The organism is Acidovorax sp. GW821-FHT11A03 (genome assembly GCF_058809075.1).
Genome location: NZ_JBXASG010000006.1, coordinates 259,887 through 280,151 on the forward strand (window position 1 = coordinate 259,887; position 20,265 = coordinate 280,151).

Sequence of the window (20,265 nt, forward strand, 5' to 3'; positions counted from 1 at the left end):
CGCCGCAAACGGTTTTTACCCTTGTACGGCCCCCTGCCCGGCCCCCCATTCACGCCCTATCCACCCCCTGCGTCCACCGCGTCCAGCCAGGGCTGGCACACCGCTGATGCTGCACCGCAGCACGCTGGCGCGGGCGGCCCTGCGCGCGTCAGGCCAGCGCCATGGAACCCGAGAGCGAGGCACCGGCCGCGGCGGCGGCGGCACGCTGGACCAGCGCACGCTTGTTGCGGGGGCGCGGCACATGCACCGCCGGGGGCGTGCCGTTAATGGCCGCAAGGCCCAGCACCAGCGTGACCGTGCGCGACCCGTCCTCGCGTTCGTCGCTGGCATAGGCCCGGTAGCTGCCATTGCCCTGCGCATGGCTGCGCTGCACGGTGTGAAATGCCACGCGCGCCCCACTCACGCGGTGGCCGCCAAAGGGCAGCACGCGCAGCCGCGCATCCCGGTCCAGCGCCAGGCCCAGGTTGCCGGGGCGGTTGACGAGGTCGGTGCGGATGGCGCGCCATGTGCACCCGTCGTCCGTCGAAAACTGCCAGGTCCCGGCCTGGGCGTCCAGGTGCTCGATCACCACCCCGGCCGATGCCAGCATGCCGGGGCAGTTTTCCTCCACGATCCGCGCCACCGTATTGCCCCCCAGGCCCGAGGAGGCCGTGCCATGCCCTCCCCCTGCGGCGGCCGGTCGTCGCTCATCGCGGCGGTGGGACGCATCGGGGGAAGCTGAACCATCGAGGAAGGCATTGGCTGTCATGGGAGCACCTTTGAAAAACGAAGGATGAAGACGAGGTTTGCGCATTGGTGCGCACTCCAGGTGCTTTTCAATGCTTGACGGAAAGTCTAGAAAGTGCATAACCGGGCGTCCATCGCACAAATGGACTAGTCCGCAACAGCGTGTTGTGCGCAATACTTGCCGTATGACTGCCCGCCTTTTGCTTGTGGATGACCACAACCTGTTCCGCACAGGCCTGCGCCTGATCGTGCAGGACCATCCGAGCGTCGGCACGATTGCGGAGGCGGGCTCCATCGCCGATGCCTGCGCGCAGCAGCTGGCGGACACGGATCTGGTGCTGCTCGATATCCAGTTGCCCGGCATGAGCGGCCTGGACGGCCTGCGCCTGCTGCGCCAGGCCTGCCCCAGGGCCCGCATCGTCCTGGTCTCGGCCAGCGTGGCGCCCGATGCGATCCACGAAGCGCGCGCGCGCGGCGCCGATGGATTCCTGCCCAAATCCGCCAGCGCCGAAGACATCCTGGAAGCCATCACCTGCGCCCTGTCGGGCCAGCCGTGTTTTCCGATCAACAGCGGCAACAGCGCCACCACGCGCGGCCCCGACACGCCCTCGCTGACCGCGCGCCAGCTCGACGTGCTGTCGCTGCTGTGCACCGGCAAGCCCAACAAGGTCATCGCGCGCGACCTGGGCTTGAGCGAGAACACGGTGCGCGTGCACGTGGCCGCCATCTTCGCGCAGCTGGGCGTCAACAGCCGCAGCGCGGCCTTGCTCGCCGCGCAGCGCCTGGGCCTGTCCACACCCCAGCTCCATGACACACTCTGAGGCCCTGCGGGGGGCGCCTGCCGCCGATGCCGTGCTGCCCCCCACCCGCTGGGGGTGGCCGGTGTGGGAGCGCGACGAGGTGCTGCGCGAACAGGTGGCCCTGCTGCGGCAAAACTTCCCGATGACGCTGCTGGCGTCGCTGGCCACCGCCCTGGGCACGCTGTGGGTCATGGCGCGGGTGGCCGACACGCAGGCCATCACGGTCTGGCTGGTGTCGCACACGCTGGTGGTGGCCGGGGTGTACCTCACCCTGCGCAGCATCGCGCCCTTCACCGACCCGGCGCCGCAGGCGGCGCGCAAGCTGATCGCCTGCATGGCCGCCATGGGCCTGAGCTGGGGCAGCCTGGGGTATGTGGTGCTCTACTGGGGCACGTCCGACAGCGTGATCTACGCCATCGGCATCATCAGCACGGTGTCGTCCGGCGCGCTGGGGCTGGGCGCCCCCCTGTACCGCGCCTATGTCACCTACCTCACCTGCGCGATCGGCGGCGTGATGATGGCCGTCGCCCTGGCCGGCGGGCCCGTGATGTGGCCCGCGCTGTTCCTCACGGGGGTCTACTACGCGCTCACCGGCATGCAGGCGCGCACCGCCGACCGGGCCACCCGGCGCAGCATCGCGCTCAAGCTGGAGAACGACCGGCTCGTCAACGAGCTGCGCGCCGAGTCGCAGCGCGCCCTGGCCGCGCAGGGGGCCGCCGAGCAGGCCGACCGCGACAAGTCCCGCTTCCTGGCCGCCGCCAGCCACGACCTGCGCCAGCCCCTGCATGCCATGGGCCTGTTCCTGGAGTCGCTGCAGCGCAGCCCGCTCAACGACCACCAGCTCACCGTGCTGGGGCACGCCCATGCGGCCTCGGGCGCCGCCGCCGAGATGCTGACCACCCTGCTCGACTACTCGCGGCTGGAAGCCGGTGTCGTCAAGGTGCGGCCCGAAGCCTTTGCCGTGCAGCCGCTGCTCACGGCGCTGGAGCAGGAATTCGGCGTGCAGGCGGATACGGCGGGCCTCGTGTACCGCACGCGGGAGACCTCGGCCGCGGCCCATGCCGACCGCTCGCTGGTCGGGCTGGTCATGCACAACTTCATCTCCAACGCCCTGCGCTACACCGCCCGGGGCGGCGTGCTGATCGCCTGCCGCACACGCGGCAAGCGCCTGGCACTGGAGGTGTGGGACACGGGGGCCGGCATCCCGCAGCACCAGTGGGAACACATCTTCAAGGAGTTCCACCAGCTCGGGAACCCCGAGCGCGACCGGCGCAAGGGCCTGGGGCTGGGCCTGGCCATCGTGCAGCGGCTGGCGCGGGAGATGAACACCTCCGTGGAAGTGCTCTCCCAGCCGGGACGGGGCTCGGTGTTTCGGCTGTGGCTGGACCGCTGGCAGGGCGCGCTGGAAGACGACACCGCCCCCGCTCCGGATGCCCGAAGCCTTGCGGGCCTGAAGGTGCTGGCCATCGACGACGACGAAGCCGTGCGCATCGGGATGCAGTCGCTGCTGCAAAGCTGGGGTTGCCAGTGCATCACCGCGGAATCGAGCGCCGATGCGCTGGAGCGCCTGGAAGACATCACGCCGGACATCATCATCACGGACTTCCGCCTGCGCCACGAAGAAACCGGCAAACAGGTACTGCAGGCCCTGCGCGCCTACCTGGGAACGCCGGTGCCCGCGATCATCATGACGGGGGACACATCGCCCCAGCGCCTGCGCGATGCGCAGTCCACGTCAGCGCTGCTGCTGCACAAGCCCGTGTCCACGGGCCAGCTGCGCAGCGCCATGGTCCAGCTCATCACGCACCCTCAAACCGCCAGCACGATGGAGCCCTTGCCGCCGGACGGCGGCACGGAGGCTACAGCCAGCGCCGCAGCAGTCCCATGACCTGGTCGAACTTCGCGCCGTACGGCGGATAGAACAGCGAACCCATCGCCCAGCGCGACTGCACCAGCACGGATTTCTGGTGGCAAAAGCGTAGAAAGCCCTGCTCGCCATGGTAGGCGCCCCAGCCGCTGTCGCCCACGCCGCCAAACGGCAGGTTGTCGTGGGCAATGTGCATCAGCGTGTCGTTCACCGTCACGCCGCCGCTCACGGTGCGGCGCAGCACGTCGTCGCGCACCGCTTCGCTCTGGCCGAACCAGTACAGCGCCAGCGGGCGCGGCCCGGCATTGATGTGGGCAATGGCGTCGTCGAGCCGTTCATAGGAAATCACGGGCAGGATGGGGCCGAAGATCTCCTCCTGCATGAGCTGCATCTGGGACGTGGCCCCGAACACCAGCGTGGGCAGCATCTGGCGGCTGGCGCCATCGCCCAGCGTGCCCACGGTGTGGACGACAGGCTTGCCCTCGGCCGGCTCGATGGTCTGCACCTCGGCGCCCTGGGTCTGCGCCTGCTGCAGCATGGTGCGCAGGCGGGCATGGTGGCGCGCCGTGATGATGGAGGCGTAGTCCGCATTGCCCTCGATGGTAGGAAACAGGCGGCCCACGGCGGCCCGGTAGGCCTGCGCGAACTCCCCCTCGCGGCCCCGGGGAAGCAGCACATAGTCGGGGGCAATGCAGGTCTGGCCGGCGTTGAGCAGCTTGCCGTGCGCGATCTTGAGCGCCGCGTCCTGCATGTCGCAATGGCCGTCGATGATGCACGGCGATTTGCCGCCCAGCTCCAGCGTGGTGGGCGTGAGGTGCTGCGCCGCCGCCTGGGCCACCTTGCGGCCCACGGCGGTGGAGCCGGTGAACACCAGGTGGTCGAACGGCAGCGACGCGAACAGCGCCGACAGGTTCGCATCGCCCTGCACCACGCAGAACTCGTCGGGCGAAAAGAACTGCGCCACCAGCAGCGCCAGCTGCGCCGAGGTGTGCGGCGTGAGCTCGCTGGGCTTGAGCATCACGCGGTTGCCCGCCGCCAGCGCGGTGATGGCGGGCGCCAGGGCCAGCTGGACGGGGTAGTTCCACGGCGCGATCACACCGACCACCCCCAGGGGCTGGCGCTGGATCCAGGCACGGGCGGGCTGCAGGTACAGCGGCGTGCGCACTTTCCGGGGCTTCATCCATTTCGCCAGATGGCGCAGCGTGTGCGACAGCAGGGTGCGCAGCACGAAGAAATCGGCCACCTCGGTCAGGCGCGGGGACCGCATGCCGAAATCGGCCTGCACCGCTGCCGCCAGCACCGGGCCGTGCTCGTCGAGCATCTTGGACAGGCGCAGCAGCCGCTCGCGGCGCACCAGCAGCGGCACATCGACATGCTCGCGGCTGGCCTGGCGTTGAAGATCGAAGTGGGCGTGGATATCGGCAGGTGTCATGGTCGGATCATAGAAGACGCCCCGACAGGCGCGCCACGAAAAAACCGGGGAGGCAGGGCGCGGACGGGCCGCGCAGGCGGCGGCGCTGCGCAGTGCAAGAAGGCAGGGTGCGGCGCCGGGTCAGCGCACGTCCCGCGCCTCGACGTCGGTCACCTCGGCGGCGCCGGGCAGGATGCCGCCACGGCGCGACGCGGCCGCGCCGCCGGCATCGTCGGGCGCGGGCGCCGGGCCACGGCGGCCGGACGACCAGCGCTCGGTGGAGCGGAACACGGTGCTGAAACCCGTGCGGGGGTCCATGCGCATCACCCAGGGGGTCACCGGCTGGCCGGTGAGGCGCGCCCAGCCTGCGCGCAGCGCCCACACCAGCGCCAGCACCATCACGGCGACCAGCAGGCTGGCGAACAGCACCAAGCCCATGGCGATGACCACCACCCGCAGCAACAGGCGCACAACGCCCGCAACAAATTCATTCAAACGACACCTCTCCTTCACAACTTGGGGTCGGGATTGCAGCCCTGGCCAGCGCCGCAATCCCTTTCCCGGCCCACATCACTCCTGCGGAGCCACGCCGAACTGGAACACACCCGGCTCCAGCACGGGGTTCACGGTGACCGGAATCACGCTCTTGGGCGGGAAACGCCCTTCCAGCAACAACTTGGACAGCGGGTTCTCGATGCGCTGCTGGATCGCCCGCTTGAGCGGCCGCGCGCCGAACACCGGGTCGAACCCCACCTTGGCCAATTCTGCCAAGGCCGCATCCGACACCTGCAATTCCAAATCCATCTTGGCCAGCCGGGATTGCAGCAGCTGCAGCTGGATCCTGGCGATCGAGGCGATGTGCTGCGCGTCCAGCGCGTGGAACACCACGGTCTCGTCGATGCGGTTGAGGAACTCGGGCCGGAAGTGGTTCTTGAGCTCGCCCCACACCGCTTCCTTGATGTCCTCGGAGTCCTGTCCGACCATGGCCTGGATCAGGTGCGAGCCGATGTTGCTCGTCATCACGATCACCGTGTTCTTGAAGTCCACGGTGCGGCCCTGGCCGTCGGTCAGGCGGCCGTCGTCCAGCACCTGCAGCAGCACGTTGAACACATCCGGGTGGGCTTTCTCCACCTCGTCGAGCAGCAGCACGCTGTAGGGCTTGCGGCGCACGGCCTCCGTGAGGTAGCCACCCTCCTCGTAGCCCACGTAGCCGGGCGGCGCGCCGATCAGGCGGGCCACCGAGTGCTTTTCCATGAACTCGCTCATGTCGATGCGCACCAGGTGGTCCTCGCTGTCGAACAGGAAGCCCGCCAGCGCCTTGCACAGCTCGGTCTTGCCCACGCCCGTGGGGCCCAGGAACAGGAACGAGCCCGTGGGGCGGTTGGGGTCACTCAGGCCCGAGCGCGAACGGCGGATGGCGTTGGCCACGGCGGCGATCGCCTCCTCCTGGCCCACCACGCGTTCATGCAGCTTGGCCTCCATCAGCAGGAGTTTGTCCTTTTCGCCCTGCATCATCTTGGCCACCGGAATGCCCGTGGCGCGGCTCACCACCTCGGCAATTTCTTCGGCACCCACCTGTGTGCGCAGCAGGCGGCGGGTGGCGGGAGCGCCGTCCTTGCCATCCTCCTGCGCCTGCGCTTCCTTCAGCTGCTTTTCCAGGTCGGGCAGCTTGCCGTACTGCAGCTCGGCCACCTTGTTGAAGTCGCCCTTGCGGGTGAATTCCTCGATCTGGAACTTGAGCTTGTCGATGGCTTCGCGCACGTGCGCGCTGCCCTGCGCCTGGGCTTTTTCGGACTGCCAGATCTCGTCGTAGTCGGCGATTTCCTTTTGCAGCTTGGCGATCTCTTCCTCGATGAGCGCAAAGCGCTTTTGCGAGGATTCGTCCTTTTCGCGGCGCACGGCCTCGCGCTCGATCTGCAGCTGGATCAGGCGGCGGTCGAGCTTGTCCATCACCTCGGGCTTGGAGTCCATCTCGATCTTGATCTTGGACGCGGCCTCGTCGATGAGGTCAATCGCCTTGTCGGGCAGGAAGCGGTCGGTGATGTAGCGGTTGGACAGCTCGGCCGCGGCCACGATGGCCGGGTCGGTGATGTCCACGCCGTGGTGCACCTCGTACTTCTCCTGCAGGCCGCGCAGGATGGCGATGGTCGCCTCCACGGTAGGTTCGCCCACGAGGATCTTCTGGAAGCGCCGCTCCAGCGCGGCGTCCTTCTCGATGTACTTGCGGTACTCGTCGAGCGTGGTCGCGCCCACGCAGTGCAGCTCGCCGCGCGCAAGCGCTGGCTTGAGCATGTTGCCCGCGTCCATCGCGCCCTCGGCCTTGCCCGCGCCCACCATGGTGTGCAGCTCGTCGATGAAGACTATTGTTTGCCCCTCGTCCTTGGCCAGTTCGTTCAGCACGGTCTTCAGGCGCTCCTCGAACTCGCCGCGGAACTTGGCGCCCGCGAGCAGCGCCGCCATGTCCAGCGACAGCACGCGCTTGTTCTTGAGCGACTCGGGCACCTCGCCGGCCACGATGCGCTGGGCCAGGCCTTCGACGATGGCCGTCTTGCCCACGCCGGGCTCGCCGATGAGCACCGGGTTGTTCTTGGTGCGGCGCTGCAGCACCTGGATGGCGCGGCGGATCTCGTCGTCGCGGCCGATCACGGGGTCGAGCTTGCCGATGCGCGCGCGCTCGGTCAGGTCGATGCAGTACTTGGCCAGGGCGCCGCGCTGGCCCTCGGCCTCGGCACTGTCCATCTTCTGGCCGCCGCGCACGGCATCGATGGCGGCTTCCAGGCTCTTGCGCGTCAGGCCGTTGTCCTTGGCGATCTTGGCGGCCTCGCCCTTGCTGTCGATCACGGCCAGCAGGAACAGCTCGCTGGCGATGAACTGGTCGCCGCGCTTGATGGCCTCCTTCTCGGTGGCCTGCAGCACGCGGCCGAGCTCCGGGCCGCCCTGCACCTGCTCGTTGCCCTGCACCTGGGGCAGGCGCTTGACGGCGGCCTCGGCCGCAGCCAGCAGGCCGGGCACATTGGCGCCCGCACGCTGCAGCAGCGCCTTGGGGCCGTCGTCCTGCTTGAGCATGGCCACGAGCATGTGCACGGGCTCGATGTAGGCGTGGTCATTGCCCAGGGCGATGCTCTGGGCATCGCTCAGGGCTTCCTGGAACTTGGTGGTGAATTTGTCGAGACGCATGGTGGATGTCCTCCGAATTGCAGAGCACTTGAGGCGGGGTATGCCTGATTTCAAGACACTGCCCCCGCCCACCGATTGACCTGCGTCAGCGAATCATCCAGCCGATGGCTTCCCCATTAGCTACCATTTTTATAGCCGCCAGCGCTTTACCATCAAGCGCTAGCGGCTGATTTCTCTCGAAACTCCGGACCAGGTACCGGCCCAGTGGGCCCGCAGGGCCGTGCGCCGGCCGCCCCGCAAGGCCAGCAACCCCAGAAGGGCAGCCAGCCCACCCAGGCCCCCGGCCGACAGCGTGGGGATCGCCACCGGGCCAGGCGCCAGCAGCACGGGGACGACAGGGTCGTTGATGGTGCCATCCTGCGCGCCAAAGCTGTCGTCCCCCCAGCCACCGTCCGTCACATCGTAGGTCACGGTGTTGCCGCTGATCTGCAGGTTCACGGGGTCGTAGTATCGGCTGGAGGAAGGGCTGTCGGGTGTGGGCCCGTACTTCTTCACGGTGAAGCCCGTGAGGTCTGGAAAGGTCACCGCCACACGCACCGTCTCACCCGGCTGGCAATGGATGAGCCGCAGGCGGAACGCCCCGTGCGGCAAGGTGGCGCCGGGGTACGGCGCCGGCGCCGCCACCGGGCCGGTGCCCGCCAGGTCCAGCTGGCAGCCCGTGCTGCCATCCACCACGCCCACGTTGACGGGCCCCGACCCGGTGTTCGTGGGTGTGGGCAGGGTTTCAAAACGCGCCTGCACGGTGCAGGCGGCCGTCACCGCTGCCGTGGTGTAGGTGCTACCGGCCAGGCTGCCGCCACAGCCCGCCACGGACGCGATGCGGTAACCCGCGCCGGGCGTGACGGTGAAGGCCTGCGTCTGTCCCTGCGCCACGTCGACCGTGCCGGCCGGGCCGATGCTGCCACCCGAGCCTGCCAGGGCCGTGACCGCGTGCCGGACCGTCTGGTCGCGGACCACGGTGATGGTGTACGTCCGGCGGGCCACGCCGTTCTGCGCGAGCACCTCCACCTGGATCACATTGGTACCCGGCACCAGGGCCAGGGGCGGCGTCGCGGAGCCGCTGGCCACGGGCGTGCCGTTCACGGTGATGGAGGCCCCGGCATCGGCGGCGACGGGCGTCAGGGAAAGCGCGGTCACCGCATGCGGCACGCCAGCCGCATACGCCGCCACCTGCGGCTGGAACGCGGGGCTGAGGACACCCTGCGACAGCGCCAGGGAGGCCAATGCGGCATCGGCCGACGGGGAGGCATTCATCAGCACCGTGATGCCCGCGATACCGTTGGCAATGGCGACGTCCGGCCTGCCGTCGCCATTGAAATCGGCCACCGCCATCTGCTCGGCCGTGCCTCCGGCGAACCGCGCGACAGGCAGGCCCAGAGCGCCCACCCCGGCCTGCCCGCGCAGGATGGCGATCCCACCCGACGCGTCGGCGCCCACCACGTCGGGCAGCCCGTCGCCATCGAAATCCGCGGCCGCGAGCGCCTTGGCCGCGAGCCCTGCGCCGTACTGTCCCACCACGCCCATCGCCTGCCCGGGCGCCGCGGCCAGGGACGCGATCTGCGTGCCGGCGGCCGTGAACACCCCCGCCCGCCCCGCGACGCCCCACCCCGCGACCGCGCCCAGCGGGCCGGCCGAGACTGGCAGGTAGACCGGCTCCAGCGGCTGCGAAGCGGCGGACAGCGAAGTGCCCACGGTGCCCGCCGAGGTCGCGGCCACCAGGTCGGTGCGCCCATCCTGGTTGACATCGACCGGCGCGAAGCCCCGCACGCCCTGCCACACCGTCATGTCCAGCATGTCGACGGCGCCTTGGGGCGTGACGCCCACCCATCGGATGGCTTCGAGCGAGCTGGTCGTCTCCAGCGCCCACACGGCGGCATGGGCAGGGTAGCCCGGCCCGCGAAATGTCCCGGTGACGATCGACCTGGGCGACAGCCCGGTAAAGAAACCCTGGCCCGCCAGGGAGAAGTCGCCCGCCCCCCGGCCCAGATAGACCATGACGCTCCGGTCGGTTTCGCTGACCACCGCCAGGTCCGCGTGGCCATCCCCGTCGAGGTCGCCAGCGGCCAGCGCGCGCACCTGCGCCCCGGTATCGAGCCGCGTGGACAACACGAAGCCGCCCTGGCCATCGCCCCGCAGGATCCAGACGCTGGATTCATCCGCGTAGGCGACGGCCAGGTCGATCCGCCCGTCCTCGTTGAAGTCGGCCACCGCCACAGCGCGCGCGTCCCGCTCGGGGATGCCGTAGCTGCGTGCGGCGGCAAAGCGGCCCGCGCCGTCTCCCAGCAACCGGACCATTCGCCCGCCCCACCCGTTGGCCACGGCAATGTCCGGGTGGCCGTCGCCGTTGAAATCGGCCACCGCCAGGGTGCTTTCGTCATCACCCACCGAGTACTCCTGGCCCCCTGCGTTGAAGCCGAACCCGCCACCGGCGAGGCCGGGCCACACCACAACGGTGCCGCTGGAGCGCGCGAGCACCAGGTCCGCCCGTCCATCGCCCGTGGCATCCACGATGGCAGCGCTCGAGAACCATCCGGGGGAGCCCACGCCGCGGCGTGAAAAGTTTCCCGTGCCGTCCCCGGTCAGGAGGATCGGGCTGGCCGAGGTGTTCTGCACCAGCGCCAGGATGTCCAGGTGGCCGTCTCCGTTGGCATCGCCGACGGCCACGAAAGGCACGTACTCATCGCCCGTCAGGCGCTGGGCCGCCGCGAAGCCGCCCGCGCCGTCTCCCCGCAGCCAGAAGACGCCATCGCCCGAGCCCACCACGATGTCGGCATGCCCGTCTTCATTCCAGTCGCCCGAGACGATGCGTGTCGTCGACACACCCATGCCGATCTCCGTGCGGGGACGCCCATCCAGCCGGCCTGTCCCGTCGCCCCACAGCACCGAAACCCCCTTGGCCGCGCCCGAGAAGACCGCAACGGCCACGTCCAGCCGCCCGTCGCCATCGAAGTCCGCCACCGCCAGGCCATAAGGATTGGGGCCGGCGCCGAAGGCGGTTGCTGCAGACAGCCCGCCATGGCCGTCGCCCAGGCGGACCGTGACGGTGCCTTCGTTGAAGCTGGCCACCGCGATGTCCAGATGCCCATCCCCATTGAAGTCGGCCGCCACCAGGCCGTAAGGGGCCGCGCCCACGCCGAACGAACCCGCGGCCGAAAAGCCCGCAGCGCCGCCGGTATTGAGCAGGATCCTGACGGTGTTGTTTTGCCGGTCCACCACGGCAAGGTCCGGCTGACCGTCTTCATTGAAGTCGCCGCGCGCCGTCTCGCCGAGCAGCCCCCCCAGGGAAAGGCTGCTGGCGGCGACAAAGGCCACGTCGGCCCGGGCCGGGCCCGAAAGCGCCAGCATGAGCCCCACGGCCGCCAGGCACCATCGGCACGCGCGTGAAAATGCCCGCGCTTGAAGTTCCATGACACATTCCTCCCTGTCAGCCCTCGCCGGGCAGAAGAAAGGTGCCAGCGGGACAGCAGGCGATTCTCAAAAGGGGACCAGCGCCGCACAAGTCCAAAGATTGCATCGATCTGCGAAACCGCCGGCCTGGCGCGCGGCTGCAGCGCCGGCAGCAGGGGCATTCCGGCCGGCCGGCGGGTGCGTTCAGGCGTTGGTGGCCACGATGCCCCAGCGCGCCAGCGCAGCGTCGTCGCTCACCCGCGCGTCCACCCAGCGCGCGCCCTGGGCGGTTTCTTCCTTCTTCCAGAACGGGGCCTGGGTCTTGAGGTAGTCCATGAGGAACTCGCAGGCCTGAAAGCTCTGGCCCCGGTGGGCGCTGGTCACGGCCACCAACACGATCTGGTCCAGCGGTTGCAGCAGCCCCACGCGGTGGATCACGCGGGCGCCAAAGATGTCGAAACGCCGGAACGCCTCGTCCACCATGGCCTCGATGGATTTTTCGGTCATGCCGGGGTAGTGTTCCAGCTCCATGGAGGACACCTGGTCGCCTTCGTTGCGGTCGCGCACCGTGCCCACAAAGCTGCACACCGCGCCCACGCCCTTGTTCTCGCGGCGCAGGGCGGCGATTTCGGTGGACAGGTCAAAGTCCTCGGTCTGGATGGAAACGCGGGGCAAGGTCATGGCAGAAGCTCTCTACAGGGCGAATGGCGGCAAGGCGGAATGGCGCGGCGTGGCCGCTTACGGCGAACGGTGCAGCCGTGGCGCGGCCAGCAAGGCACGCTCTTCTTCCACCACCTTGTTCAGCTGCGCCAGCGCGGGCGAAGGGGGCAGCTGGGCCAGCAGGGTCTGCAGCCGGGTGACGTCGCCGACGGTGGGTGCCACCTTGATCTGCGCGATGGCGGCGGGCAGGTTGCCGCCGCGGACCAGCGCCAGCACCTTGGAGGGCCATTCACTTTTGTTGCGTGCCATAGATTGGTAAAAAGGTTTGTCTGTACGATTCGCCCGCACTGTACCCGTACTGCAGCCACCCTCGCACCTTAAGCCCATGGCCACACAAACGATCGAGACCGATCTCTACAAGCTCTACCCGTCCCCGCGCAACACGGTCCGCAATGTGTTCAAGCACCAGGTCTTCGTGCCCCACCCCTACGCCATCATCGACCTGGAGGTGATGGAGCTGGCAGGCAAAACCACCCTGTTTGGGGCCTGCCGCCTGTCGGACATGAAAATGGGCCAGGTGGTGACCTTCGAGCTGGCCGCAGACCAGGCCAAGTTCGAGCGCCTGTTCACGCCGGACTGAAACAGCAACCCTGCACCGCAACACGCGCCATGGACCTGCAAGAATCCTTCGAAGCGCTCGACTCCCAGGCTCCGGACACCTACACCCAGGCCGTGGAGGCCTACTGCGACGGCATCCTGCGCCTGCACTGGAACGAACGGCTCATCAACAAGATCTTCGGCCGGGCGCTGCAGTCGCACGCGGCGGGCCGGCTGGTGGTGCAGCACTACCAATGGCAGCTGCGGGGCGCGCCACGCCCCACGCTGACGCTCCTGCAGCAACGCATGCCGGGGGGCGCCCGCACGCTGGCCACGTTCTTCGCCGTGCTGCGGCTGGCGGGCATGGTGGCGGTGGACACCGATCCCGCCGACCGCCGGCTCCGCTACCTCGCGCCCACCCCCCGGCTGCTGGACGGCCTGCGCACCTGGGTGCGGCACCACCTGCACTGCGCCGAGGCCCTGGGCGCCCTGCCCGCGGGCCATGCGCAGCGGCTGGACAGCGACGCGGATTACTTTGCCGCCTTTCTGGCCGGGGCCGACCACATCCTGGATCGCCTGGCCGAAACCCGGGGCCGCTTCGGCGGCTGGGACTGGTTTGACCAGCGCGAAGGCGGCGGGCGCATTGCCATGCTGCTGCTGCGCGAACACTGCCGGGTGCACCGCCCCGGCGATCAAGGGCCCACGCCGTTTGCCCTGCGCGCCAGCGAGCTTGCGCAGCGCCTGGGCTTTTCGCACTCGCATGTGCGCAACCTGGTCAACGAGGCAACGGCGCAGGGCCACCTCACCCAGGATGCCCCCCGGGGCCTGGTCGCGCTCACGCCCCGCTTTGAGGCTGAACTGCGAATCTGGCTGCAACACCTGCTGGGCTGGTTTGCCGAGACAGCGGCCATGGCGCACAACCACCTGCAAACCTGCTCACAAGCCCCCGCGCACCACCAAGCCGCGGATATGCAAAGCCCCTGACTGAACCGCTCTGGCGGGCATTTTTTCTGCCGCCTGATCGCTCCCACCATCTACCCAGCCATGTACGACGACAACCAGATCCACGTGCCGCCCTCCTTCATGGCGGTGTACACCGACACCCGAGGACGCCTGACGGAAAAGGCAGACGGCGTGCGCGCCCGCTACGAGCTGTGCGAAGACCTGGCGGGCCACCTGGTGGAGCACGCACAGACGCTGTACCACGTGCAGGCGCCTTCCGAGGCCGAGATCCTGCGGCGCATCCATGCGGGGCTGTGCACCCTTGAATCCGGCGTGTCGGTGCCCGAGGCCACGTGGATCGTCACGCGCCTGGCAGAACTGCTGGCGTGGCCATGCCCCGGGCTGGTGCCGCCCCAGCCTGAACCTGCACACGATGCGGCCCAGCCACCGCAGGCAGGCTGACCACTCCTGGGACACGGCAGGCGCTTCGCTATACTGCGGCCCATGTCCACACACACCCCCTTTGCCATGACCGCCGCACCTGCGGTGGCGTTGCGGTGCGTGGGCAAAGCCAAAAAACCAGAGCTCATCTGACCGGAGCTGTGGTTCCGTCCGGATGAGCGACGGAACCACCTGGTAGAGAATTCCCTTTTTTCTTTTCTCTTTTCACTCCCCGGCATTCCGCACGCGCACCCTCCGGACGGTTCTTCCCCTGGTCGAACCCTGAAAGGATGCTTCGCATGTCTGCCACCGATACCGCCACCTCCCACCAGCCGCCGTTCAGCGGGCTCTGGATCGCCCTGGTCACGCCGTTCAAGGACGGCGCCGTGGACCATCCGGCCCTTGCCGCCCTCACCGCCCGGCTGTGTGCCGACGGTGTTTCGGGCTTCGTTGCCTGCGGCTCGACCGGTGAGGCTGCGGCCCTCGACAAGGCCGAGCAGCTGCAGGTGCTGGAAACAGTGCTCAGCGCCGCACAGGGCTTGCCCGTGGCGATGGGCGTGTCGGGCTACCACCAGGGCCGGGTGCTGGAGCAGGTGCAGGCCCTTGCGCACTACCCGGTTGCAGGCCTGCTGGTGTCCGCCCCCCACTACATCCGTCCCTCGCAAGAAGGCCTGCTGCACTGGTTCCGAACCCTGGCCGACGCCAGCGCGGCGCCCGTGCTGATTTATGACATTCCTTACCGCACGGGCGCCACGCTCACCACCGAGACGCTGCTGGCGCTGGCGGGGCATCCGCGCATCCAGGCCATCAAGGACTGCGGCGGCAACCCCGCCAAGACGCAGGCCCTGATCGCCGATGGCCGGCTGCAGGTGCTGACGGGCGAAGACGCGCAGATCTTCCATACGCTGGCCCTCGGCGGCGCGGGTGCCATCTCTGCCTGCGCGCACTGGCAGACACCGCGTTTCGTGGAGTTGATGGCCCTGCTGCGCCTGGGCGATCTGCCCGCGGCCCGCGACTTGTGGCAGGCCCTGCAACCCTGGGTGGAAGCGTGTTTTGCAGAGCCCAACCCTGCCCCGCTCAAGGCCATGCTGGCGCACGCAGGGGAGATCTGCAATGGCCTGCGGGCACCCATGACGGCGGCCTCTGAGGCATTGGAGCAGCGCCTGCGGGCGCTGCCTGGCGTCAGCCGCCCGTAACCGGAGGGAAAAATGCCACCTCGGCCCCCTCGGCCAGGGTGGCGGATTCGTCGCTCAAGGTCTGGTTGAGCGCCATGCGCACCGCCCTGCCGCGCGCCAGGCTGCTGGCGTGGGCGCCGCCGCGTGCGATGAGTTCGTCGCGCAAGGCACCCAGCGTGGTGGCGGAGGTCTCCAGTGCCTCGCTGCCCTGCCCGATGGCCTCGCGGATCGAGGCGAAGTAGCGCACGGTGATCTTTTTCATCGCCGGGCCGCCCCAAGATGAAAAGCGGCCCCCTCGGGGGGCAGCGACCACACACAGTGGAGAGCGTGGGGGTGGTTTCTCATGACAACAACTCCGCAAAGGAGATAAATCGCACCGTATCGCCAGATGCAATGGTCTGGCCCGCCGGGTTGTCCACCACGCCATCGCCCCAGGCGACGGAGGTGAGCACGCCCGAGCTCTGGTTGTTGAACAGCTCCAGCCCCCCCGCCGCGTTGTGCCGCACGCGCAGAAATTCGCGGCGTTTGTCGGCCTTGGGCCAGGTGAAATCGGCGCGAGCAGCCAGGGATTGAGGAGCGACGTCCTGCACACCCTGCAGGCGCAGCACAAACGGCCGCACCAGCAGCGCAAACGTCAGGAAGCTCGACACGGGATTGCCCGGCAAGCCCATGAAATGGGCCGCGCCAATGCGGCCGTAGGCGAAGGGCTTGCCGGGCTTCATGGCGATCTGCCACAGGTCCAGCGTGCCCAGCGTCTCCACGGCGGGCTTGATGTGGTCTTCCTCGCCCACGCTCACGCCGCCGCTGGTCAGGATCAGGTCGTGCGCGGCACTCGCCTCGCGCAGGGCGTCGATGGTGGCGTCGCGCCGATCCGGCACGATGCCAAAGTCGGTCACCTCGCAGCCCAGGCGCAGCAGCATGGCGCGCAGGAAGAAGCGGTTGCTGTTGTAGATGGCTCCCGGCCGCATCTGCTCGGGCGGTACCTGGCCGGGCATGACGAGTTCATCGCCCGTGGAAAACAGCGCCACGCGGGGGCGGCGGGCCACCTGCAGCTGGTGCAGCCCGATGCTGGCGGCCAGCCCCAGCTCGGCCGGGGTGAGGCGTGTGCCGGCCGGCAGCACCACGGCACCCCGGGTGATGTCCTCGCCCGCACTGCGGATCCATTGGCCCCGCCGGGGCACGGCGTTGATGCGCACCTGGCCCAGGCCGTCCTCCATGGCCAGGGCTTCGCAGTCTTCCTGCATCAGGATCGCATCGGCCCCGGCAGGCACGGGCGCGCCCGTGAAGATGCGGGCGGCGCTGCCCGGCACCAGCGGATCGCCCGCGCTGCCCGCCGCAATGCGCTGCGACACGGGCAGCACCACCCCCACAACCGCCACATCGGCGCAGCGCACCGCGTAGCCGTCCATGGAGCTGTTGTCCTGCGGGGGCACCTGCAGGGCCGAGACGCAGTCCTGCGCCAGCACGCGGCCGTCCGCATCGAAGGTGGTGACCGTCTCGGTGCCCTGCAGGGGCGCGGCCTGCGGCAGCAGGTCCTCCAACGCTGCGTCGAGGGGCTTCAAGGGGTTGTTCGGGCGGTTCATGCGAGACCCGCTCCATAGAGTTCGCAGTCGTAGTCGAAGCGGTGCTGGTTCTCGATCAGCCAGTCCACCACCTGCCCCGGCGCATTGAGGTCCAGCAAGGGCAGCTGCGTGGACACGGGCAGGCCCCGCGGTGCATCGGTGGCGATGGCGACCACGAAGTCGTCCTCGGGGTAGCGCACGGGCTTGGCCACCTGCCCGGGCTCGGGTGCACGCCACACCTCCACCTTGAGCAGGTCGCTGTCCTTGAAGCCCTCCACCAGCACCCAGTCCACGCCCGGGTACAGCTCCGCGATCAGGTGGTGCACGCTGAGCGTGGCGGGCCGCTCGAACTCGCGCACGAGCATGAGCCGCTTGTCGGAGGCCGCCACCACCTCGAAGGCGCCTGCCTCACGGTGGCGGTAGGTGTCCTTGCCCGGATGGTCGAGGTCAAAACTGTGGTGGGCATGCTTGACCACCGACACGCGCAGCCCCCGCAGCCGCAGCTCGGGAATCAACTGCTCGACCAGCGTGGTCTTGCCACTGCCGGAAAAACCGGCGAAACCGACAACCTTCATCCACTGCTCCTTGGTTAGCTATTGTATTTATAGCTGCTAATGCTTATCAGACAAGCGCCAGGGGCATTTTTTGTATCAAATCAAGCCATCCAGAGCCGTCCACCGCCTGCGCAGCAGCACAACGTCCCTGGATTGTCTGGCCACCTGCCTACAGGGCTGGCGCGCAGTGGCGCTCGATGTATTGCTTCACCAACTGCACGTTGGCAGGCATGACGTGCACCCGCTTGGGCAGGTCTTCGATGCCCGCGAACTTGGCGGGCCGCTCGGGCGCATGGCCCAGGGCTTCGACGATGGTCTCGGCGAACTTGATGGGCAGCGCGGTCTCCAGCACGATCATGGGCACCGTGGCGTCCTGGTGGTGTTCGCGCGCCACCTTCACGCCATCGGCCGTGTGGGTGTCGATGGTGACGCCATGGCGCTCATAGTTGTCCTTGATGGTGGCCAGGCGGTCGGCATGGGTGCTCTTGCCGCTTTCAAAGCCGTACTTGGTGGCGGCCTCGGCAAACAGCGGGTCGGCGCTCAAATCGAACCGGCCATATGCGGGCAGTGCTTTGGCAAACAACGCGTTCGTGCGCTGGCCGTTGCGGCCCAGCAGGTCGAAGATGAACCGCTCGAAGTTGCTGGCCTTGCTGATGTCCATCGAGGGGCTCGATGTTTCGTGTGTATCGGCCGCGGCGCGCACGCGATACGCACCAGTGCGGAAGAACTCGTCGAGCACGTCGTTCTCGTTGGTGGCCACCACCAGCTTGTCGATCGGCAGGCCCATCATGCGCGCCACATGGCCGGCGCAGACGTTGCCGAAGTTGCCCGAAGGCACCGTGAAGCTGACCTTCTGGCTGTTGTTCTCCGTGGCCTGGATGTAACCCGCGAAGTAGTACACCACCTGCGCCAGCAGGCGCGCCCAGTTGATGGAATTGACGGTGCCGATCTTGTACTTGCGCTTGAAGGCCAGGTCGTTGCTGACGGCCTTGACGATGTCCTGGCAGTCGTCGAACACGCCTTCGATGGCGATGTTGTGGATGTTCTCGTCCTGCAGGCTGAACATCTGCGCCTGCTGGAAGGCGCTCATGCGGCCGTGAGGGCTGGTCATGAAGACGCGCACGCCCTTCTTGCCGCGCATGGCGTACTCGGCCGCGCTTCCGGTGTCGCCACTCGTGGCACCCAGGATGTTGAGCTCTTCGCCACGGCGGTTCAGTTCGTACTCGAACAGATTGCCCAGGAGCTGCATGGCCATGTCCTTGAAGGCCAGCGTGGGGCCGTTGGACAGGGCTTCGAGCCACAGGCCGTCCTCGAGGTGGCGCAGGGGCACGATCTCGCCCGTGCCGAAGACTTCGGCGGTGTACGTCTTGGCGCAGATGGCTTTCAGATCGGCTGCAGGGATGTCGTCGATGTACAGCGACAGGATCTGGAAGGCCAGCTCGGCGTAGCCCTGCTCGTGGTAGGCCTTGCGCAGGCGCGTGAGCATGGCGTCGTTGACCTGCGGGTAATGCTCGGGCAGGTACAGGCCGCCATCGGGGGCCAGGCCTTCGAGCAGGATGTCGCAGAAATGCTTGCGGTCGGCATGGCCGCGGGTGGAGATGTACAGCATCAGTTCAGTTCCTCTTTGCGGATGCGCGTGATGGGCGCCAGCACCGTGGGCAGGGCCTGCATCTGGGCGATGACGGCGTCCATGGTGCCTTCGCGGGTGTCGTGCGTGAGGATGATGAGGTCGGTCTGGGTGGAGCCTTCGCCGCCCACTTCATCGGCCTCGCGCTGCAGCACCGCGTCGATGCTCACGCCCGCCTCGGCCAGCAGGCCCGTGACCTTGGCGAGCACGCCGGCCTGGTCGGCCACGCGCAGGCGCAGGTAGTAGCTGGTGACCACTTCGCTCATGGGCAGCACCGGCGACGCGCCCATGGCGTCGGTCAGAGTGTGCGGCTGGAAGGCCAGGTGCGGCACGCGGTGCTCGGGGTCGGCCGTGTGCAGGCGGGCGATGTCCACCAGGTCGGCGATCACGGCGCTGGCGGTGGGCTCGCTGCCCGCGCCCTTGCCGTAGTACAGCGTGGTGCCCACGGCATCCCCCTGCACCACCACGGCGTTCATGGCGCCCTCCACGTTGGCGATGAGGCGCTTGGAAGGCACCAGGCTCGGGTGCACGCGCAGTTCGATGCCCTTGTCGGCGCGCTTGGTGATGCCCAGGAGCTTGATGCGGTAGCCCAGTTGCTCGGCGTACCTGATGTCGGCGGCACCGAGCTTGGTGATGCCTTCGACATAAGCCTTGTCGAACTGCACCGGGATGCCGAAGGCGATGGCGCTCATCAGCGTGACCTTGTGCGCGGCATCCACGCCTTCGATGTCGAAGGTGGGGTCGGCCTCGGCATAGCCTAGGCGCTGGGCTTCCTTGAGCACCACGTCGAAGTCCAGGCCCTTGCTGCGCATCTCCGACAGGATGAAGTTAGTAGTGCCGTTGATGATGCCGGCGATCCACTGGATACGATTGGCGGTGAGGCCTTCGCGCAGCGCCTTGATGATGGGGATGCCCCCGGCCACGGCGGCCTCGAAGGCCACCATCACGCCCTTGGCCGATGCGGCCGCGAAGATCTCGGTGCCGTGCACGGCCAGCAGCGCCTTGTTGGCGGTGACGACGTGCTTGCCGGCCGCGATGGCCTCGAGCACCAGCGCGCGGGCGATGCCGTAGCCGCCGATGAGCTCGATGACGATGTCGATATCGGGGTTGGCGATGATGGCGCGGGCGTCGTTGACGACCTGGATGCCGGCGCCCACGACCGATCTGGCACGCTCCACGTCCAGATCGGCCACCATGGTGATCTCGATGCCACGGCCAGCGCGGCGGCTGATCTCGTCCTGGTTGCGTTGCAACACGTTGAATACGCCGCTGCCGACGGTGCCGATGCCCAGAAGGCCTACTTGGATGGGTTTCATAGCCATGGTGGTGGAGTAACTAA

18 protein-coding genes are annotated in these 20,265 nt (G+C 68.3%); 6 read left to right on the forward strand and 12 right to left on the reverse strand.

The annotated features are described in order from the left end of the window. Positions 1–148: 148 nt before the first annotated feature. Positions 149–748 (reverse strand): hypothetical protein, encoded by a 600-nt coding sequence (locus AC1RVY_RS16945; protein WP_218340144.1) that lies wholly within the window; start codon positions 746–748, stop codon positions 149–151. 163 nt (positions 749–911) lie between these two features. Here AC1RVY_RS16945 and AC1RVY_RS16950 point away from each other — a divergent pair, with 163 nt between their 5' ends. Next, positions 912–1,547: a response regulator gene (locus AC1RVY_RS16950; protein ID WP_218295534.1), complete on the forward strand. Its 636-nt coding sequence runs from the start codon at positions 912–914 to the stop codon at positions 1,545–1,547. Next, positions 1,534–3,414: an ATP-binding response regulator gene (locus tag AC1RVY_RS16955; protein WP_492807311.1), complete on the forward strand. Its 1,881-nt coding sequence runs from the start codon at positions 1,534–1,536 to the stop codon at positions 3,412–3,414. The genes AC1RVY_RS16950 and AC1RVY_RS16955 overlap by 14 nt, the downstream gene beginning before the upstream one ends. On the opposite strand, the gene AC1RVY_RS16960 is transcribed toward AC1RVY_RS16955, so the two are convergent. From AC1RVY_RS16960 to AC1RVY_RS16985, 6 genes are all read right to left on the reverse strand, one after another. Continuing rightward, positions 3,386–4,825, reverse strand: a complete 1,440-nt coding sequence (locus AC1RVY_RS16960; protein WP_218295535.1) for a coniferyl aldehyde dehydrogenase — start codon at positions 4,823–4,825, stop codon at positions 3,386–3,388. The two genes, AC1RVY_RS16955 and AC1RVY_RS16960, sit on opposite strands and share 29 nt — an antisense overlap. A 120-nt stretch (positions 4,826–4,945) precedes the next feature. Beyond that, positions 4,946–5,299, reverse strand: coding sequence for a hypothetical protein (locus AC1RVY_RS16965; RefSeq protein ID WP_492807312.1), 354 nt, complete (start codon positions 5,297–5,299; stop codon positions 4,946–4,948). A gap of 75 nt (positions 5,300–5,374) precedes the next feature. After that, positions 5,375–7,981 (reverse strand): ATP-dependent chaperone ClpB, encoded by a 2,607-nt coding sequence (clpB, locus tag AC1RVY_RS16970; RefSeq protein WP_218340143.1) that lies wholly within the window; start codon positions 7,979–7,981, stop codon positions 5,375–5,377. Positions 7,982–8,140: 159 nt separating this feature from the next. After that, the gene (locus AC1RVY_RS16975) at positions 8,141–11,389 is read right to left on the reverse strand and encodes an IPTL-CTERM sorting domain-containing protein (protein WP_492807314.1); all 3,249 of its coding nucleotides are present in this window, start codon (positions 11,387–11,389) and stop codon (positions 8,141–8,143) included. A gap of 183 nt (positions 11,390–11,572) precedes the next feature. Then, on the reverse strand, positions 11,573–12,049 hold the full coding sequence (locus AC1RVY_RS16980; protein WP_218340141.1) for a molybdenum cofactor biosynthesis protein MoaE: 477 nt from the start codon (positions 12,047–12,049) through the stop codon (positions 11,573–11,575). A gap of 57 nt (positions 12,050–12,106) precedes the next feature. Then, positions 12,107–12,337 (reverse strand): hypothetical protein, encoded by a 231-nt coding sequence (locus AC1RVY_RS16985; protein WP_218295540.1) that lies wholly within the window; start codon positions 12,335–12,337, stop codon positions 12,107–12,109. 76 nt (positions 12,338–12,413) lie between these two features. On the opposite strand from AC1RVY_RS16985, the gene AC1RVY_RS16990 reads away from it, so the two are divergent. From AC1RVY_RS16990 to dapA, 4 genes are all read left to right on the forward strand, one after another. Next, positions 12,414–12,668, forward strand: coding sequence for a hypothetical protein (locus AC1RVY_RS16990; protein ID WP_492807315.1), 255 nt, complete (start codon positions 12,414–12,416; stop codon positions 12,666–12,668). A 29-nt stretch (positions 12,669–12,697) separates the two neighbouring features. Further along, positions 12,698–13,609, forward strand: a complete 912-nt coding sequence (locus tag AC1RVY_RS16995) for a hypothetical protein (protein ID WP_369642973.1) — start codon at positions 12,698–12,700, stop codon at positions 13,607–13,609. A gap of 60 nt (positions 13,610–13,669) precedes the next feature. After that, positions 13,670–14,029 carry a hypothetical protein gene (locus AC1RVY_RS17000; protein ID WP_218295543.1) on the forward strand — a complete coding sequence of 120 codons (360 nt, stop codon included), beginning with the start codon at positions 13,670–13,672 and terminating at the stop codon, positions 14,027–14,029. Between the two features lie 278 nt (positions 14,030–14,307). After that, a complete protein-coding gene (dapA, locus tag AC1RVY_RS17005) occupies positions 14,308–15,204 on the forward strand; it encodes a 4-hydroxy-tetrahydrodipicolinate synthase (protein WP_492807317.1) in 897 nt (298 codons plus the stop codon). On the opposite strand, the gene moaD is transcribed toward dapA, so the two are convergent. From moaD to AC1RVY_RS17030, 5 genes are all read right to left on the reverse strand, one after another. After that, positions 15,191–15,445, reverse strand: a complete 255-nt coding sequence (gene moaD / locus AC1RVY_RS17010) for a molybdopterin converting factor subunit 1 (RefSeq protein ID WP_218295545.1) — start codon at positions 15,443–15,445, stop codon at positions 15,191–15,193. The genes dapA and moaD overlap by 14 nt on opposite strands. 79 nt (positions 15,446–15,524) lie before the next feature. Next, a complete protein-coding gene (locus AC1RVY_RS17015; protein ID WP_492807319.1) occupies positions 15,525–16,766 on the reverse strand; it encodes a molybdopterin molybdotransferase MoeA in 1,242 nt (413 codons plus the stop codon). Next, the gene (gene mobB, locus AC1RVY_RS17020; RefSeq protein ID WP_218340137.1) at positions 16,763–17,320 is read right to left on the reverse strand and encodes a molybdopterin-guanine dinucleotide biosynthesis protein B; all 558 of its coding nucleotides are present in this window, start codon (positions 17,318–17,320) and stop codon (positions 16,763–16,765) included. Before mobB ends, AC1RVY_RS17015 begins: the two co-directional genes overlap by 4 nt. Positions 17,321–17,468: 148 nt before the next feature. Beyond that, a complete protein-coding gene (thrC, locus tag AC1RVY_RS17025) occupies positions 17,469–18,908 on the reverse strand; it encodes a threonine synthase (RefSeq protein WP_218295548.1) in 1,440 nt (479 codons plus the stop codon). Further along, complete coding sequence (locus tag AC1RVY_RS17030) at positions 18,908–20,242, reverse strand: homoserine dehydrogenase (protein ID WP_492807321.1); 1,335 nt, start codon at positions 20,240–20,242, stop codon at positions 18,908–18,910. The genes thrC and AC1RVY_RS17030 overlap by 1 nt, the downstream gene beginning before the upstream one ends. Between the last annotated feature and the right edge of the window lie 23 nt (positions 20,243–20,265).

Excerpts from the sequence above, each read along its gene's own strand:
- AC1RVY_RS16990 (WP_492807315.1), top strand. The coding sequence starts at position 12,414 with ATGGCCACACAAACGATCGAGACCGATCTCTACAAGCTCTACCCGTCC.
- AC1RVY_RS16945 (WP_218340144.1), bottom strand. The coding sequence starts at position 748 with ATGACAGCCAATGCCTTCCTCGATGGTTCAGCTTCCCCCGATGCGTCC.
- AC1RVY_RS16950 (WP_218295534.1), top strand. The coding sequence starts at position 912 with ATGACTGCCCGCCTTTTGCTTGTGGATGACCACAACCTGTTCCGCACA.
- AC1RVY_RS16975 (WP_492807314.1), bottom strand. The coding sequence starts at position 11,389 with ATGGAACTTCAAGCGCGGGCATTTTCACGCGCGTGCCGATGGTGCCTG.
- mobB (WP_218340137.1), bottom strand. The coding sequence starts at position 17,320 with ATGAAGGTTGTCGGTTTCGCCGGTTTTTCCGGCAGTGGCAAGACCACG.
- AC1RVY_RS16955 (WP_492807311.1), top strand. The coding sequence starts at position 1,534 with ATGACACACTCTGAGGCCCTGCGGGGGGCGCCTGCCGCCGATGCCGTG.
- thrC (WP_218295548.1), bottom strand. The coding sequence starts at position 18,908 with ATGCTGTACATCTCCACCCGCGGCCATGCCGACCGCAAGCATTTCTGC.
- AC1RVY_RS17000 (WP_218295543.1), top strand. The coding sequence starts at position 13,670 with ATGTACGACGACAACCAGATCCACGTGCCGCCCTCCTTCATGGCGGTG.
- clpB (WP_218340143.1), bottom strand. The coding sequence starts at position 7,981 with ATGCGTCTCGACAAATTCACCACCAAGTTCCAGGAAGCCCTGAGCGAT.
- AC1RVY_RS16985 (WP_218295540.1), bottom strand. The coding sequence starts at position 12,337 with ATGGCACGCAACAAAAGTGAATGGCCCTCCAAGGTGCTGGCGCTGGTC.
- moaD (WP_218295545.1), bottom strand. The coding sequence starts at position 15,445 with ATGAAAAAGATCACCGTGCGCTACTTCGCCTCGATCCGCGAGGCCATC.
- dapA (WP_492807317.1), top strand. The coding sequence starts at position 14,308 with ATGTCTGCCACCGATACCGCCACCTCCCACCAGCCGCCGTTCAGCGGG.
- AC1RVY_RS17030 (WP_492807321.1), bottom strand. The coding sequence starts at position 20,242 with ATGAAACCCATCCAAGTAGGCCTTCTGGGCATCGGCACCGTCGGCAGC.
- AC1RVY_RS17015 (WP_492807319.1), bottom strand. The coding sequence starts at position 16,766 with ATGAACCGCCCGAACAACCCCTTGAAGCCCCTCGACGCAGCGTTGGAG.
- AC1RVY_RS16980 (WP_218340141.1), bottom strand. The coding sequence starts at position 12,049 with ATGACCTTGCCCCGCGTTTCCATCCAGACCGAGGACTTTGACCTGTCC.
- AC1RVY_RS16960 (WP_218295535.1), bottom strand. The coding sequence starts at position 4,825 with ATGACACCTGCCGATATCCACGCCCACTTCGATCTTCAACGCCAGGCC.
- AC1RVY_RS16995 (WP_369642973.1), top strand. The coding sequence starts at position 12,698 with ATGGACCTGCAAGAATCCTTCGAAGCGCTCGACTCCCAGGCTCCGGAC.